The sequence below is a fragment of the Pseudaminobacter salicylatoxidans genome (genome assembly GCF_003148475.1).
Classification (GTDB): Bacteria; Pseudomonadota; Alphaproteobacteria; order Rhizobiales; family Rhizobiaceae; genus Pseudaminobacter; species Pseudaminobacter salicylatoxidans.
In genome coordinates, this window is the sequence record NZ_QGGG01000009.1 from 12,535 (window position 1) to 27,348 (window position 14,814).

Sequence of the window (14,814 nt, forward strand, 5' to 3'; positions counted from 1 at the left end):
CCGGTAACGACTCGGGAGCGAGATATGAATTTCAAGACAATACTAGCCGCAGGCTGCATGGTCCTGGGGACGAGCTTTGCCCACGCTGGGCCCGATGATCCGTCGAAATTCGAGGCCGTCCAATATGGAGCCCAGAAATTCGTCTACGACTTCAACTTCGGCACTCCACAGGAAGGGCTGGGCGCGCTCGGTTTTATCAGGAACCACATCAAGGCGCTGAAGGAATTTGGTGATTTCGAGAAATCTCGTATCGTTATCGTCGCCCATGGCAACGAGTTGCATGCTTTCTCGCGCGTGAACAAGGCGGCTTTCCCCGAGGCCTATGCCACCTTCAAGGAACTGACTGACCAGGGAGTCGAAATCCATATCTGCAGGAACGCCGCGAAAAGCCGCGGTTACGATCCGGATGGCTTCTATGATGTGATGACCGTTGTGCCTGCCGCCGTCATCGATATCGCCAGATACGCGGGTGAAGGTTACGGCTATATCTATCCGGCCCAGTTCGCAAAGGTCACGCGCGAAGATATCGTGGCTCAGTATCCTGAAGTCGACATGGACTGATTGGCTGGGCGGCACTTTTATCTGTGCCGCCTATGCTCCCTGATCTCGCAAGGTCTCCGTCCATTCGCGCCATCGGCATTATCAGCCCCTCTTGGTTCGCCCGAACTGCGAAGGCTTTGAAATCGTGGCAGGACAGCGCAGGTTCAACGCCCTCAAAGCCCTTGCCACCGAGGGCATCAGCAACCCCGTACGGTGTGCGATCATGGAGGACGGCGACGATGCGGCATCGTTGGCCGAAAAGTTCGCCCGTTTGCCCAACAACGAACTGGATGAATACAAGGCATTCCCGGTCTCAATAACCGGAGGGGAACATGCACCTCGACGACAAGCATGTTTATCGCGTCGGGAGCCATTCCGAGTCTAGGAATGACCTCCCCGCAGGCGATGACGAACTCGACAAATTCATCGCTACGGCGCGCAAGCGGACCGAGCCGTGGCTGAGGGCATTTATATCGGTCGGCGTGAAAAGCATTTTGGCGTCGATGCCCATAATCGGTCTCTATGCGATTGGTGGTGCATCGCTCGTGCCGAAAGGGAATTCGATGAGGTCAGCATATCTGCACACCAGATAAGCACCCCGGGGCAGGCTTTCCGAGCAAACCGAATTGATTCGTGAATTCGTACGGATTTCCCCGCGCATCCTGCCCCCGAGCAGATCATTTCTCCATCTTCGTCAAACTATTTTCCGGAGGACCGGGACGCCAAGAAGTAAATGATGTCGCTTAAGTATCGCCGTTCACTCATTGATTTTCTTAGCATTTCGACGTTCACGGTTCTAAAATCGCCGTTGACGCAAAGGGATTTTTGAGGCTTCCGGCATGAGTGGCTGGTTCGCACGCCTGCAGATACGCAACCCGCCCGACGAACCGGGGTGCGGCACCACCTCGGTCGTCTCATCTGAAAGTAGTTGCCCTTTTACCGAGACAGGCACACTATCGAAGTGCGGCGCGGGCAAGTGGAGAGTTCGATGACATCGAGCTTCAATGTCCACAACGCGGCTGGTTATGAGCGGCTCATGGGCCGCTGGAGTAAAAGGCTCGCGCCGCTGTTCATCGATTTTTGCGGCCTTGCAGATGGCGAGAAGGTTCTGGATGTAGGCTGTGGCACCGGCAGCTTGACCTTTGCGCTAGCCGAAGCGGCAGCAGTCGGACAAATTACTGCTATCGACTTTTCACCCGTGTTTGTTGAAGCCGCAACCCGCCGCAACGTCGATCCTCGCATTTCAGTCCTGCAAGCCGACGCTTGCGATCTGCCATTTGACGACGACACATTCGATCGTGCGTTTGCGTTGCTCGTTCTCCATTTCGTACCGGATGCTGGAAAGGCAGTTGCTGAAATGCGCCGCGTCGTGCGATCAGGTGGCACCGTCGGCGCTGTCGTGTGGGATCATCTTGGTGGCATGCCCGGTATGCGCATGATGGTCGACACAGTGGCAGCTCTCAGCGAAGATGGGCGTCAACTGCGCAGTCGCTACTGCTTCCAGCCGATGATGCAGCCCAGCGAGATGAAGCGGACTTTTGTCGAGCACGGTCTCGTCGAGGTTGTCGAAACCGAACTGATGATCCGTATGGATTATCAGAATTTCGACGACTATTGGGCACCCATTGCCGCCGGCGAAGGACCGCTCGGCAAATACGTTGCTGCGCTCGATGAAGTGGAGCGGGTCCGTACTGACGCAGCGGTGCGCAATGCCTATGAAGCCGGGCGACCCAATGGGCCGAGGTCTTTCGCAAATGTCGCCTGGGCATGCAAAGGCATCGTGCCTTGAGCCGATACGCAGCAGGATAGCGCAGCCCGGCAGGCATGCGGTTCATACCCGCAAGGTCATCGGTTCAAATCCGATCCCTGCAACCAGATGGCTTCATATGACGCCAAGCGTCGAATGCAGCAGAGGAAGCGGAAAACGGCGTTGACCGGCGATTTCTCATTTCACCGCTTAAGTCTGGCAATTCACGGAAGCTTGAGTATCGGTTCTATGTCTGATCCGACAGATTTCTCTTTCCTGGTGAGATATGCCTTTTGCGGTGTTGATTTTGCTTTGGCTGGTCGCGGGCGTCTATGTCGCTTCGATATTGGCGCCGCGTGGTTTTGAAGAGAGGGCACGGTACGTTCTTCTGTGGCCTCTCTACCTTTGGAGACGGCGCGGGTAGAGTCGTCCCGTCCCGCCTCATTCCGACATCAGGAAAAAGTCCACGGCGGCAAAAGCGAGGGCTAATTCCCGATGAACATGGCCCATGTGATGATCGAGGACCGAAGCTCGGCCTTTTTCTGTTCGGGTGTGCGGTGATCCTTGTCAGGCTCAGTCACTTGGCATCTCCTGTCAGTAGCTGGGTTGATGATGAGGCCATACCGGGTCCCCGCAGATTAACCAAGGGACGGAAGGCCGCAGCCATCCGGTGGCGGGTAGCTGCCTTCATACCTGGCTATAGTCCAGCTATGCCGGATTATAGTTTTCGCGCGTTTGTTTAATCAGGGCTTCGCCGCGTCAAGCGCTTCGGCCATCTTCGCGCGCCAGTCTTTACCGGTGGCTTTGAAGCGAGCCAATGTATCCGGATCGACACGCAGCGTCACGGCTTCCTTGGGCTTGTCCACGCGAGGACGGCCACGCGAACGCTGGATGCTCTCGTAGAGATCCGGAAACACCTCCTTGAACGGCTTGGCTTGTGCAAGCTGTTCGTCGGTCGCTTCCGGCGCGTCGGGATCACTGGCGATCTGGCGCTGGATTTCAGCTTCTTCCTCGTCGGTGAGAGGCGGAAGGTTCTTGAACTTGATAGCCATCACAAGCTCCTTTCCTTGTTGCTGGCGGGCCGCATGGAAATGATCGGGAGGCCTTCACGACCCAAACGTGCAAACACCACGGTCACAATGCCATCGATCAGGACGTTGATGGCCATGAACCTACCGGCCTTGGCGGGCAGGGATGGTGGCATCCTCGAAGAACTCCAGCGTCAGATCAGCGAAATCCATGCGTGCCTGGCAAGATTCTGTCGGCGCTTCGGTTCGTCCCATATGATCTTCACGTGATTATTCGTACACGAAAAATTCAACAAGCTACAAGAATAAAAGTGTACGAATAATAGTGCGCTCGGCAGGGCTCGAACCTGCAACCTACGGGATCGAAGCCCGGTGCTCTATCCATTTGAGCTACGAGCGCATGGCAGATCCAGCGTCGTGTCGAACGCCTGTCCGTTTTCCTGAAGGAATCCCTCGTCTGTTTCAGTCAGCCGGTCGCACACATACCGTTCGAAAAACCTTTCGTCCGACTTGAAGAATCCGCCAGTATCATCGGCGAACAGGATGTCGCCGTTGGAGAATTCGCGGAATTTCAGGGCCATACGCTCATCGTGCGGTGACCACTGAAATGAGATCCTGCCACATCGACAGCGTCTCCATGTAGATTTTCTCGCGATAGATGGCATGGAAAAGCGCCTTGGGGGACATTGCCTTCGGATCGGCGCCGCCAATGGTGATGTTCGTGCCGTTCCGCCGAGCAGGGCATGCACGCGAAGCGCCGGACCCGTGCTCCTGGGTGATGAGATCGCAGCCGGCCGCCCCGCGCTCAATCTCTTGCGCGTCGGTCGTCTGTTCGTCCGTCGATACACGGGCGTAGCCGATAAGACGCTGCCTGGTGTTCGAGCGTTTCATTGGTTGGGCTTCGTCGGCGGCCGGTCGCTGAGAAGCGCGAGCAGCGCTGGATTGACGTAGAGATTTTCGCGACCGGCCTTCATTTCCTGCAGCAGGCTCAACTCCGCGAGAGCCTTCAAATAGACCGAGGCTGACTGTCGCTTTGCGATGCCGGCCGACACCAGGTCGCCGATACGGCAATACGGGTGCACGAAAATCACCTCGGCCAACTCGCGCGAATAGATCTTGGGCAGATCACGTCTGATGCGTTCCGCGGTTTGGTCAAGCAGATCGCGGATGGCGCGAATGCGCGCTGTCGACCAATTGGCTGTCTCCCGCACTGCTTCCAGCATGTAGAGGATCCAATCCACCCACGCCTCTTCGGTGGTGACGGCCAGAAGGCGGTCGTAATAGGCACGCTTGTTTCCGATGATATAGCGGCTGAGATAGAGCACCGGGATATCCAGCAGGCCCTTGTCCACGAGGTAGAGCAGGTTCAGCACCCGCCCTGTGCGTCCATTGCCATCGATGAAGGGATGGATCGCCTCGAACTGGTAGTGCATCACGGCCAGCCGGATCAGCGGGTCGATATTCTCTGCCTCGTGGATGTAGCTTTCCCAGTTAGCGAGTTTGTCGCGAAGCAGAGCCTGTCCTTCGGGCGGGGTATAAATGACCGCGCCCGTGGCTTCATTCATCAAAGCGGTGCCGGGCGTCGCTCGAATATCCAGTTCGACGCCCTTGATGGTCCGGCAGACGGCGATAGCCGTCGAGGTCGACACGGGACGCTGTTTGAGCGTCTGGAAGCCTTCGCTGAGGGCCGTGCGATAACGCAGCGCTTCCTTCGTCGCCGGGTCGGCTTGGTTGCCAGCCTCGTTGGCAAAGCGGAACAGTCTGTCGGTCGTGGTGACGATGTTCTCGATCTCCGAACTCGCCTGGGCTTCGAGCAGGGGTATCGAATTGATCAGCACGGACTGGTTTGGAATAAGTTGGCCGGACACGCGCAACTCCGCCAGCGCCGCGCGAGCCTCGATGCAGGCTTTCAATACGGCCTTCGTCTCCACGTCCTCGCGCGGAGGCAAAGGAGGGAGGTCATTGTAAGGGCGGTCCGGTTTGAACGGCATGTCGGTCGATCCTTGTGCGGTCGACATGTCTGGCGGATATGTCGTTGGCATCGACAGATCATCAATTTATGTCGATGAAACGGGAATATATCGACATATCTTCTATACCGCAAGCCGGTCGTACAAACACGGAGATTGTCGACAACCGATCAGATGATCAGCCGCGCAGCCCGTCCCGGCTGCCGCTCCGCGTCGTTATAGTAGCGTGAGGCCAGGGCGATCGACTTGTGCTGCGATTGCTGCATTGCCTCGGGCAGGGGAATGCCGCGCCGGGCGGTCTCGGTGAGATAGCCGGAGCGCAGGCCATGGGCGGAGCGCCGCCGGATCGAGCCCGGCCTGGACGGCCCGCCACTTCAGTATCAGGTTGACGGCCTGCGGCGTCAGCGCCGTGCGCTTGAGATGACCGACGCGACGCAGAGGGGATTGCACGCCTGCTGCATCTCGGCTGGTTCCGCCCGGTTCACTGTAAATCCGTTTCGGCGCAGGAGGTCCGTGCCGTGCTCGGAGCTCGGAAAGCGGTCCAGCAGGGTATGATCGCACTGGAGATGTCCCTGCGTGGGCTCCTGCGGAACTTCGGGCTGAAGGTCGGTGCCATCGCGCGCGGCCAGTTCGAGCATCGCATCCGCGAACTGACGGTCGGCAATCTCATGCTCGAAGCCGCGACGGAACCGATGCTGCGAGCGCGGGCCTCTCTGCGGCGCGAGCTGGCGGAGCTGGAACGACGCGTCCGCCAGCTCGCTCAGGACGACCCGGTACGTCATCGATTAATGTCTATGCCCGGGATCGGCGCCGTCGTGGCACTGACCTTCCGCTCTGCCGTAGATGATCCTGCCCGGTTCACGTCATCGAAAAAGGTTGGCCCCTGGGTCGGCCTGACACCCTCACGCAATCAGTCTGGCGAACGTGATGTATCGGGCGGCATCACAAAGGCTGGAGATGTCAACCTGCGTCGCGCGCTTTGTCAGGCCGCGACCGTCATGATGAACCGGGGGCGCTCGACATGGCTCAGAACCTGGGCAGCACAGATAGCACGCCGCCGCGGTCGAAAGCGCGCCATGGTGGCGCTTGCTCGGCGCATAGGAGTGATCCTTCACCGAATTTGGGGCGATGGTACCACCTTCCAGGCAGAGGCACCGATCAACCGCAAGGGGTTTAACGAACCGAACCTCGCACAGTTGCCTGCTTGACCGCAGGCCTTCGAGGTCCCCCAGGGACGCGGTTCCTATGATGCCGAGGTCAGGACTGTTGCCGATCTTCATCGAGCACGCCAATGAGATGGGCACATAGGAAACTGCATCGAACCAGCATCATGTTGGCAGCGCGTGCGCTGACCACGGACCGAAGCATGCACCCGGGTGATCTCGAACGAAGGCTGCGGCTTTAAGCACATACTGCGCCGCTCAACATCAGTCTCCGCATCGTCCGCCAGCAGGCGGACGATTACGCTCGCCTAAAATCGCTTGACTGGGACGGCCTCGTTACCGAAGGCCTGAGCCTATCTCTATGACAAAAGCAATGGTGCGACACTGCTCAGCATTCCGCTGGGACACACGCTAGCCGGCATGGGCGACGTCCTGGGAGGCTTCGGCGATCTGTCTGCGCGCATGATCAACCGCCGCAAGACCTTGGATGTCACGGACACGGGAGAGACGCTCCCCTTCACCACTCACGACCAGATCCTTGTACAGGGTGTGCTGGAAGGCGGCGCGGCGGTCTCGATCCACTATCGCGGCGGCACGTCGCGCGGGACCAATCTACTGGGGGAGATCAACGAGCCAGGAAGGAGGGAACAGCATGCGTCTCATCGGACTGGATATTCATCGCGCCTTCGCCGAGGCGGTGGAGTGGGAGAAGGGCAAGCTCCGGCGGTTGCGTCGTGTCGACATGCGACGCGATTTGCTGGAAGCGTTTGCCAGGAGGTTGTCGCCTGATGACGTCGTGGTGATCGAAGGCCACCAGCAACGCAAGCTCGATGGCGGCAATTGTCGCTCCGCATGTGAAGAAAGCGGTGATCGCCAACCCGAAGCAGGTGCGTGTCATCGCCTACGCCAAGATCAAGACGGACACGATCGATGCCGGCGTCTTGGCGCAACGGTATGCCAGCGACTTTCTGCCAGAGGTTTGGATTCCGGACGAGCCGACCCCAGCCTTGCGCCGACAGGTGACCCGGCGCAATCAGATTGTCCGTAAGCATCCGGCGTAGGCAGCGGTGCGGCCGGCGTCCCACTGGGTTTCCGCCTTCCACCTGAACAGCGCTCTTCCTACGTGGGAGCGCTGTATTCGCGGTGGGATAGCTCAGTTCGCATTTGCCCTTGGGCAGCCAGAACTGATGCGGGACGACCGCCCGCTGACGAGGTCGAGGATGGCTCTCGGCTTGTCAGCGAACGATTATTGTGGCAAAGACCACCAGCACTCATCCTGGACCCGGTGGAATTCCGGGTGGCTCTTCCGGCCGCCGATCCGCCGGACCCTCAAGAAAAAGCTCATCGTCAATCGTCTGTCTCGCTCCGCGAGCCGATCGGCAGCTGCATTGTGTCTTGTTGTTCTCGCCTGAAAAAATCCACCATGACTGGTTTTCCAATATCCGTGTCGATGTGCTTGCGGGCATCGTCGTCGCCCTTGCCCTGATCCCCGAGGCCATCGGGTTTTCCATCATTGCCGGCGTCGACCCGCGCGTTGGACTCTACGCTTCGGTGATCATCGCCATCGTCATTTCCTTCGCAGGTGGCCGCCCCGCCATGATCTCGGCTGCCACAGCGGCCACTGCGGTGCTGTTCGGCACGCTGGTGCGCGAGCACGGGCTTCATTATCTGCTCGCGGCCACCATTCTCGCCGGCGTCATCCAGATCGCCGCTGGCTGGCTGCGCATTGGTTATATCATGCGCTTTGTCTCACGCTCGGTAATGACGGGATTTGTCAACGCGCTCGCCATCCTGATCTTCATGGCGCAATTGCCGGAACTGATCGGCGTCACCTGGGAAACCTATCTGCTTATCGCCGTCGGTCTCGCCATCATCTACCTGTTCCCGAGGCTGACAACAGCCGTGCCTTCGCCGCTGATCTGCATTCTCGTTCTGACTGGTCTCGCCCTCGCGCTCGGCATCGACATCCGCACCGTGGCGGATCTGGGCGAATTGCCCGACGCGCTACCGATCCTGCTGCTGCCCGATGTGCCGCTCAACCTCGAAACCTTGATAATCGTCCTGCCGACCTCGATGGCTGTCGCCGCCGTCGGCCTGCTCGAAAGCCTGCTGACGGCCTCGATCGTCGATCAGATGACCGATACGCGCAGCGACAGGAACCGCGAGAGCATCGGGCAGGGCATCGCCAATATCGCCAGCGGATTTTTCGGCGGCATGGCGGGTTGCGCCATGATTGGCCAGTCGGTGATCAATGTGAAGTCGGGCGGCCGCACCCGGCTCTCGACCTTCACCGCCGGCGCTTTTCTGCTGTTCCTGCTGATGGTACTGGGCGATCTGGTCGGCCTCATCCCGATGCCCGCCCTCGTCGCCATCATGATCATGGTGTCGATCGGCACCTTCAGTTGGTCTTCGCTGAACGATCTGGGTCACCACCCACGCCGCTCCAGCCTCGTCATGCTGGCCACTGTCTCTACCGTCGTCGCCACGAAAAATCTGGCACTCGGCGTTGGTATCGGCGTGCTGCTCTCGGGGATTTTCTTTGCCTGGAAGGTCGCGCAGATCTTCCGCGTCACCTCGACGCTTTCAGACGGCGGCAGGAATCGCAGCTACCGCATCGAAGGCCAGATATTCTTCGCCTCCGCCGAGGACTTCCTCGACGCCTTCGATTTTGCCGAACCGCTTGACGCAGTCACCATAGATGTCAGCCACGCCCACATCTGGGATCTCACCGGTGTCAACGCCATCGACAAGGCCGTGCTCAAATTTCGCAAGTCCGGCGTCGGTGTCGAGGTCGTCGGCCTCAACGAAGCCAGTGCCACCATCATGGACAAGCTAGCCATGCATGACCGCCCCGATGCCATGGAAAAAGTGCTGGGGCACTCGATGCCCCCGGCTTCTGCCGTCCAGGCGCCTGCGCGCGGGTGAAGACGCTGGTGACTTAGGGCGTGCGTTCTTGCCCGCCCTCCAGATTCGGTTGACTACTGTTCCGAAAGGTCGCGTTCTGATCTCTTTGACCAGGTCGCTCTCATGTTCGCCGATCAATTCAACCGTGAGGGACATCGCATCTTGCTTTGACGGCGCAGCCCGAAGACGATTTGTCGCGCGAGAAGATTGGGCCAATCGCATCAACAGGCTGCTGGAGGTCCGTGATGCTACGGGCAAGCCTGAACCTGTCGCTGTCGAGACCAAATACCGCCGCATCCATGTTCTGCCCCCGATTGGCAAGCAGAAGCGCTACTCTGTGCTCGACCTCACAGTGCTGTACGTCCAGGAACGCTACGCCCCCGAGCGGCCAGGGATCGATTGGAGGCTGGTCACCGATCTGCCCGTGCACTCACGACGATGCCGTCGACAAGCTCAGCTGATACGCCATGCGCTGGAAGATCGAAATCTTCTACAAGATCCTGAGATCGGGCTGCAAGGCCGGAGAGGCCCGGCTGCGAATGGCGGAGCGGCTCGTGAAGCTCATCGCCGTATTCGCATCTGCGCCCCTTCGTGCCAGTAAGCTCATGCACGTTGGTCATGCCGGAATCGCACCTTGCAGCAGTCGCTACCTGAAGAGGGCGCCCGGGTCAAAATATAACTGCTTGTATTATAACGTTAATGCAAGCTGATCGCAGGCGTGCGGCGTGGATGCTAGCCTGGTTGTTGAAGGTATCGCGAGTCGGGGAGTGTGTGATGGACGCCGTCGTGAACGCCAAGGGTGTTCCTCTTTTCTACAGCGGAACTTCCACCAACCACATTTCCGCAACCGGTTCCGGTCTCAAGCTCTACGGCACTTCCGCGAATGGCACTTTCTGGGGTGACAGCAATGTCAGGGTCACCATGCATGGCGGCATCGGCGACGACATCTACCATTTGTATTCGCCTATCAATAGGGTCATCGAAGAACCCGGAGAAGGTATCGATACGATCGTCACATGGATGAGCTCAACGCTCCCGGACAACGTCGAAAACCTGATCGTGACCGACACCGATCGGTATGCATTTGGCAACGCGCTCGACAACATCATTCAGGGTGGAGCCGGGCATCAGACGCTGGATGGTGGTCCGGGCGACGATGTCCTGATCGGCGGCGGTGGCCCGGACACGTTCATCATATCCAAGGGCAATGGCAGCGATCTGATTGTCGACTTCGAAGCGGCCGATACGGTGCGTCTCAATGGCTATGGCTTGACGTCGTTCGAAGCCGTCCAGGCACGCATGACCCAGGTGCAATCGGATGTGAAGCTCGATCTTGGGTCCGACGAGGTTCTCGTCTTCAAAGACACGGCTCTGGACCAGTTCACGCCCGGCCAGTTCGAACTGCCGCTGGACAAGTCCGGCATGCAGCTGTCCTTTATCGACAATTTCGATACGCTCAGCCACTGGAATGGCGAAAGCGGCATCTGGGATTCCAACTTCTGGTGGGGGCAGCCCAACGGGAGCACTTTGAGCAGCAATAGCGAACTGCAGTGGTACATCGATAGCGATTATGGCCCGACAAAGAAGGTCAATCCGTTCAGCGTGGAAAATGGAATCCTCACGATCACCGCAGCAAGGGCTACGGACGATATCAAGCCGTTCATCAATGATTATGAATACACGTCGGGCTTGCTGACGACCCACAAATCCTTTTCCCAGACCTATGGCTACTTCGAAATGCGGGCCGACCTGCCCGAAATTGGAGGAACCTGGCCCGCATTCTGGCTTCTTCCGGAAGACGGTTCGTGGCCGCCGGAGCTCGACGTCGTGGAGATACGTGGCCAGGAACCGAACAGGCTCTTCATGACAGCGCATTCAAATGCGAGCGGAGAGCATACGACGGTTTCGTCGACAGTTAATGTTTCGGATACCGAGGGCTTCCACACCTACGGGGTGCTTTGGACGGAAGACGAAATCGTCTGGTACTACGATGATGTAGCGGTCGCTCGCGCGGATACCCCGGCCGACATGCACGATCCCATGTACATGCTGGTCAATCTCGCAGTCGGCGGCACCGCAGGAGCACCTGCCGACGGTTTGGCGACGCCCGCCGAAATGCATATCGACTATATTCGCGCCTATACACTGGATGATGTGCACAATGATGCGCTGAACGCGGAACACGACTGGTCGGTCTGAATGACTCCGCGCGCGGAAGGGTATCCGCCGCACTGATATCCGGCAGAGCTGGTTCCAGGATGCGTCTTTTGTTTGGGTATGAACTTCTTGAGCCGGCATCTGAGATCATGCTCCAAACGCGGGAATGCGTGGATGACTGATCGGTCAAACCTGCGGTTGGTGTTGATACGGGGCATCGTTGACGTTGGTGTTTTTTCTTCTCTGATCAATATCCTGCTGCTTGTGATCCCGCTCTACCTGCTGCAGGTGTATGACCGCGTTCTGCCCTCCTCAAGCATCGATACGCTTCTCTTCCTCTCGGCTATCGCAATCACCGCGCTTGGCTTTCTCGGCGCTCTGGATGCGATCCGTTCGATCTACGCACAACGTGTCGCCGCAATTCTCCACATGGAGTTGGGTTCGCGAGCGTTCGCAGTCTCGCTAGCCAGCAGCCGCCATGCCGGGAACGCATCGCCGCTGGACGATCTTGAATCGGTATGCGCCTTTATCAGATCTCGCGGGGGAACGGCCCTGTTCGATCTGCCATTCGCTCCCTTCTTTGTCGCCCTGCTGTATCTGATCCACCCGGCTCTGTTCTGGTTGACGCTGGCGGGCGCTGCGCTGTTGATTGGACTGGTGGCCGCAAACCAGCTTGCCGTTGGCAGAAATGATGCCTTGGCTGCAGAACGTTCGGCCGCTGTCAGGCATTGTGAACAGCTCTTCGCCCGGAACGCGGAAACGCTCCGTACCATGGGCATGGCTCGAAATGCCACGGAAGCCTGGGGGCGCCACTTTTCGCAAGCACTGAGTTTTCACGCCCGTTCGTCGACCGCGAATGCGATTTTCAGCGGCATGTCGCGCACCGCGCGCATGACACTGCAGCTTGCCATATTGGGCGTGGGAGCATGGCTCGTCCTGCGCGGTGAGATGACCGCAGGGATGATCTTCGCATCCTCACTCGTCTCGTCGCGCGCGCTGCAACCGCTTGATCAGCTGATCGGACACTGGCGGCAGATTACCGACGCCAGACGGTCATGGAAGCGGTTGGCAAGCGCGCTTGCGGCGTCGCCGGCACCGATGCGGAAGCTGAAATTGCCGGCTCCATCGGGTTCCGTTTCGGTGAAGGACCTGATTTTCATCGCGTCCAACGCAGCTGCAGGCTCCGAACCCATCATCAAGAGATTGAATTTCGACATCCGTGCCGGGGAAGCGGTGGCGATAGTCGGACCGAGCGGTGCTGGTAAATCGACGCTTGCGAGATTGCTCGTCGGTGCCCTGCAGCCAACCAGCGGCTCCGTCAAGATCGATGGTGCCGATCTCAGGCTATGGGATGAAAATCAACTCGGCAAACAGATCGGCTACCTCGCGCAGGAGATCGAGCTGCTGCCCGGGACGATTGCCGAAAACGTCGCCCGCCTCGAACCCGACGCAGATGAAGCCGGGATCATCGAAGCTGCAAAGCGTGCTCGCGCACACGGACTGATATTGGCGCAGCATGACGGTTATCAGACCCGACTGGGCTTGCCGGGCTGTGCGCTCTCCGGTGGCGAGCGCCAGAAAATAGCGCTTGCACGCGCCTTCTATGGAAATCCGAGGCTCCTGGTTCTCGACGAGCCCAACGCCCATCTCGACGGCAGGGACGAGGCGGCGCTCGAAGACATGCTTGCATCTGCGCGAAAGACAGGGGCCACCGTTGTTGTGGTCACGCATCGCCCCTCGACAGCCGCCGCCTGCGACCGGGTGATGGTCTTGCGCGATGGGCTGATTAAAGCCTTCGGCCCAAGCGGCGAGGTGCTGGGGCATTCCGCTGCCGGCAAGGACCTGACGCATCCGCAGCGGCAGAACTCGGTGACGACGGAACCTGTTGGCTTGGCCATCCACAGCATCTCCCACTCGATCAGCCTGGATCGCAGCAGATGACGGGTCAGGGTCTGCGCTGGGAGAGCGATAGACGCTCCGATATTGGGCGCGTGGCCATAGCCGGATATGCGGCGTTGGCGATATTGATCGGCTGTTTCGGGTACTGGGCCGTAAGTGCGCCTTTGTCCGGAGCAGTCGTCACTCAGGGCACGATCTCCGCGACAGGTGGAAATATCCTCATTCAGCATCCCGAAGGCGGTATCATCCAGGAGCTTCGGGTGTGGGAAGGCGACAAGGTGAAGCGTGGCGAAGACCTGATTATCCTGGATCGGACCGCCGCACAGGCAGAGCTTAACCGGTTGAAGAAGCGGTCGATCAGACTCAGGGCAAGTGCCGCGCGGCTTGCGGCCGAACGAGATGGAACGACCGGGCTTGGGTCGATCACCATGGGCGCTGGCCTGCCCTTTGAAAAAGACTTCGAGGCATTGGTTCGTGAACAACAAAGGGAGTTCAGGGCCAGGTTGGACCGCTTCCGTTCGGAACAGTCCATTCTGCGTCAACGCGTTGCCATGCATAGGGAAACGGTTGCGGGGCTTCAGGCCCAGAAACTGGCCATTCGTCAGCAGGTCGAAGTGGTAAAGGAGGAACTGCGCATCAAGGCAACCCTGCTGGACAAGGGTCTTGCCAACCGCAGCGAATATTCCCAACTCCTGCGCAGCGAAGCCGATCTTGTAGGCCGTTCAGGAGAGATGGAGGCCCAGATAGCGGTGGCAAACAGCCAGGCCATGGAAGCCAGAGAGCAGATCGAGCGCCTGACCACGCGACGTGTAGAGGAGGCGATGACGGAACTGAACGCGGTCAATACCTCCCTGGCCGATATAGAAGAACAGATCGTCGCGGCCACTGCCGTGTTGAAACGCACGACGATAACGGCACCGGCAGCGGGTATTGTGGTGCTTTCCACCTACAACTCCAGGGGCAGCGTGATAGCGCCGGGAGAAAAGATCATGGAGATCCTGCCGACTGGCTCAGGCCTTGTCATCGACGCGCGGCTGCGACCACAGGACATCGATATGGTGCGCGTCGGCCAACCGGCGAAACTGCGGCTGTCTGCCCTCAACACGCGGCTCAGTCCCGAGGTTTTAGGAACTGTCACACAGGTTTCCGCGGACCGGCTGATCGATGAAGCCACTCAGGAGCCGTATTTTCGCGCCAGGCTGAAAATCACCGACGATCTCCCGCCTGCTATCAAACCCGAGCAACTCTACCCAGGAATGCCGACCGAGGTGTTCATCAATACAGGCGATCGAACTTTCTTCGAATATATCGTGCGGCCGTTGGTCGATTCCTTTGCGCGTGCTTTCGCGGAGCGATAATCCTTGATGATATTGCGTCCTGCATGAAATAGGCATGCAAATGCAACG

Annotated in this window: 11 protein-coding genes, 2 tRNA genes, 5 pseudogenes and 1 other annotated feature; of the genes and pseudogenes, 12 read left to right on the top strand and 6 right to left on the bottom strand. The window is 58.9% G+C overall.

Annotated features, from left to right (window positions below):
• Nucleotides 1–24: 24 nt before the first annotated feature.
• The 5 genes and pseudogenes from C7441_RS13295 to C7441_RS13310 all read left to right on the top strand — a co-directional run bounded on the left by C7441_RS13295 (nucleotide 25) and on the right by C7441_RS13310 (nucleotide 2,415).
• Nucleotides 25–561, top strand: coding sequence for a DsrE family protein (locus tag C7441_RS13295; RefSeq protein ID WP_109613279.1), 537 nt, complete (start codon nucleotides 25–27; stop codon nucleotides 559–561).
• An 88-nt stretch (nucleotides 562–649) separates the two neighbouring features.
• Nucleotides 650–925, top strand: a pseudogene (locus tag C7441_RS13300) (ParB N-terminal domain-containing protein); the annotation flags it as partial.
• The gene (locus tag C7441_RS24070) at nucleotides 873–1,133 is read left to right on the top strand and encodes a hypothetical protein (protein ID WP_170125121.1); all 261 of its coding nucleotides are present in this window, start codon (nucleotides 873–875) and stop codon (nucleotides 1,131–1,133) included. The pseudogene C7441_RS13300 and the gene C7441_RS24070, both read left to right, overlap by 53 nt.
• A gap of 395 nt (nucleotides 1,134–1,528) precedes the next feature.
• Complete coding sequence (locus C7441_RS13305) at nucleotides 1,529–2,329, top strand: class I SAM-dependent methyltransferase (RefSeq protein WP_109613280.1); 801 nt, start codon at nucleotides 1,529–1,531, stop codon at nucleotides 2,327–2,329.
• Between the two features lie 10 nt (nucleotides 2,330–2,339).
• Nucleotides 2,340–2,415, top strand: a tRNA-Met gene (locus tag C7441_RS13310).
• Between the two features lie 615 nt (nucleotides 2,416–3,030).
• Here C7441_RS13310 and C7441_RS13315 read toward each other — a convergent pair.
• From C7441_RS13315 to C7441_RS24385, 6 genes and pseudogenes are all read right to left on the bottom strand, one after another.
• Complete coding sequence (locus tag C7441_RS13315; protein WP_109613437.1) at nucleotides 3,031–3,339, bottom strand: BrnA antitoxin family protein; 309 nt, start codon at nucleotides 3,337–3,339, stop codon at nucleotides 3,031–3,033.
• A 302-nt stretch (nucleotides 3,340–3,641) separates the two neighbouring features.
• A tRNA-Arg gene (locus tag C7441_RS13325) sits at nucleotides 3,642–3,715 on the bottom strand.
• Entirely contained in the window at nucleotides 3,693–3,896 is a 204-nt protein-coding gene (locus C7441_RS13330; RefSeq protein ID WP_109613281.1) for a hypothetical protein, read from the bottom strand. Before C7441_RS13330 ends, C7441_RS13325 begins: the two co-directional genes overlap by 23 nt.
• A gap of 154 nt (nucleotides 3,897–4,050) precedes the next feature.
• Nucleotides 4,051–4,206: pseudogene (locus tag C7441_RS13335) on the bottom strand (recombinase family protein); the annotation flags it as partial.
• On the bottom strand, nucleotides 4,203–5,306 hold the full coding sequence (gene fic, locus C7441_RS13340) for a protein adenylyltransferase Fic (protein ID WP_109613438.1): 1,104 nt from the start codon (nucleotides 5,304–5,306) through the stop codon (nucleotides 4,203–4,205). The pseudogene C7441_RS13335 and the gene fic, both read right to left, overlap by 4 nt.
• A gap of 149 nt (nucleotides 5,307–5,455) precedes the next feature.
• Nucleotides 5,456–5,711 (bottom strand): annotated as a pseudogene (locus C7441_RS24385) (tyrosine-type recombinase/integrase); the annotation flags it as partial.
• A 29-nt stretch (nucleotides 5,712–5,740) separates the two neighbouring features.
• Between C7441_RS24385 and C7441_RS13350 the strand changes: the two are divergent.
• From C7441_RS13350 to C7441_RS13385, 7 genes and pseudogenes are all read left to right on the top strand, one after another.
• Nucleotides 5,741–6,493, top strand: a complete 753-nt coding sequence (locus C7441_RS13350; protein ID WP_244916156.1) for an IS110 family RNA-guided transposase — start codon at nucleotides 5,741–5,743, stop codon at nucleotides 6,491–6,493.
• Nucleotides 6,494–6,814: 321 nt separating this feature from the next.
• Nucleotides 6,815–7,060: pseudogene (locus C7441_RS24605) on the top strand (Gfo/Idh/MocA family protein); the annotation flags it as partial.
• A 40-nt stretch (nucleotides 7,061–7,100) separates the two neighbouring features.
• Nucleotides 7,101–7,497: pseudogene (locus C7441_RS24390) on the top strand (IS110 family transposase); the annotation flags it as partial.
• Nucleotides 7,498–7,723: 226 nt separating this feature from the next.
• Nucleotides 7,724–7,779, top strand: a sequence feature (sul1 is cis-regulatory element that is thought to sense ions involved in sulfur or methionine metabolism; They are found in Alphaproteobacteria).
• A gap of 67 nt (nucleotides 7,780–7,846) precedes the next feature.
• Nucleotides 7,847–9,373, top strand: a complete 1,527-nt coding sequence (locus C7441_RS13360) for a SulP family inorganic anion transporter (protein WP_244916146.1) — start codon at nucleotides 7,847–7,849, stop codon at nucleotides 9,371–9,373.
• Nucleotides 9,374–10,126: 753 nt separating this feature from the next.
• Nucleotides 10,127–11,551 carry an endo-1,3-1,4-beta-glycanase EglC gene (eglC, locus tag C7441_RS13375; RefSeq protein ID WP_109613285.1) on the top strand — a complete coding sequence of 475 codons (1,425 nt, stop codon included), beginning with the start codon at nucleotides 10,127–10,129 and terminating at the stop codon, nucleotides 11,549–11,551.
• Nucleotides 11,552–11,683: 132 nt separating this feature from the next.
• The gene (locus C7441_RS13380) at nucleotides 11,684–13,450 is read left to right on the top strand and encodes a type I secretion system permease/ATPase (protein ID WP_109613286.1); all 1,767 of its coding nucleotides are present in this window, start codon (nucleotides 11,684–11,686) and stop codon (nucleotides 13,448–13,450) included.
• Nucleotides 13,447–14,766 (top strand): HlyD family type I secretion periplasmic adaptor subunit, encoded by a 1,320-nt coding sequence (locus C7441_RS13385; RefSeq protein ID WP_109613287.1) that lies wholly within the window; start codon nucleotides 13,447–13,449, stop codon nucleotides 14,764–14,766. Before C7441_RS13380 ends, C7441_RS13385 begins: the two co-directional genes overlap by 4 nt.
• The last annotated feature ends 48 nt before the right edge of the window (nucleotides 14,767–14,814 follow it).

What these genes read in the sequence shown, in the direction of transcription:
- C7441_RS13385 (WP_109613287.1), top strand. Translation starts at nt 13,447, where the DNA reads ATGACGGGTCAGGGTCTGCGCTGGGAGAGCGATAGACGCTCCGATATT.
- C7441_RS24070 (WP_170125121.1), top strand. Translation starts at nt 873, where the DNA reads ATGCACCTCGACGACAAGCATGTTTATCGCGTCGGGAGCCATTCCGAG.
- C7441_RS13330 (WP_109613281.1), bottom strand. Translation starts at nt 3,896, where the DNA reads ATGGCCCTGAAATTCCGCGAATTCTCCAACGGCGACATCCTGTTCGCC.
- C7441_RS13305 (WP_109613280.1), top strand. Translation starts at nt 1,529, where the DNA reads ATGACATCGAGCTTCAATGTCCACAACGCGGCTGGTTATGAGCGGCTC.
- C7441_RS13295 (WP_109613279.1), top strand. Translation starts at nt 25, where the DNA reads ATGAATTTCAAGACAATACTAGCCGCAGGCTGCATGGTCCTGGGGACG.
- fic (WP_109613438.1), bottom strand. Translation starts at nt 5,306, where the DNA reads ATGCCGTTCAAACCGGACCGCCCTTACAATGACCTCCCTCCTTTGCCT.
- C7441_RS13380 (WP_109613286.1), top strand. Translation starts at nt 11,684, where the DNA reads ATGACTGATCGGTCAAACCTGCGGTTGGTGTTGATACGGGGCATCGTT.
- C7441_RS13315 (WP_109613437.1), bottom strand. Translation starts at nt 3,339, where the DNA reads ATGGCTATCAAGTTCAAGAACCTTCCGCCTCTCACCGACGAGGAAGAA.
- eglC (WP_109613285.1), top strand. Translation starts at nt 10,127, where the DNA reads ATGGACGCCGTCGTGAACGCCAAGGGTGTTCCTCTTTTCTACAGCGGA.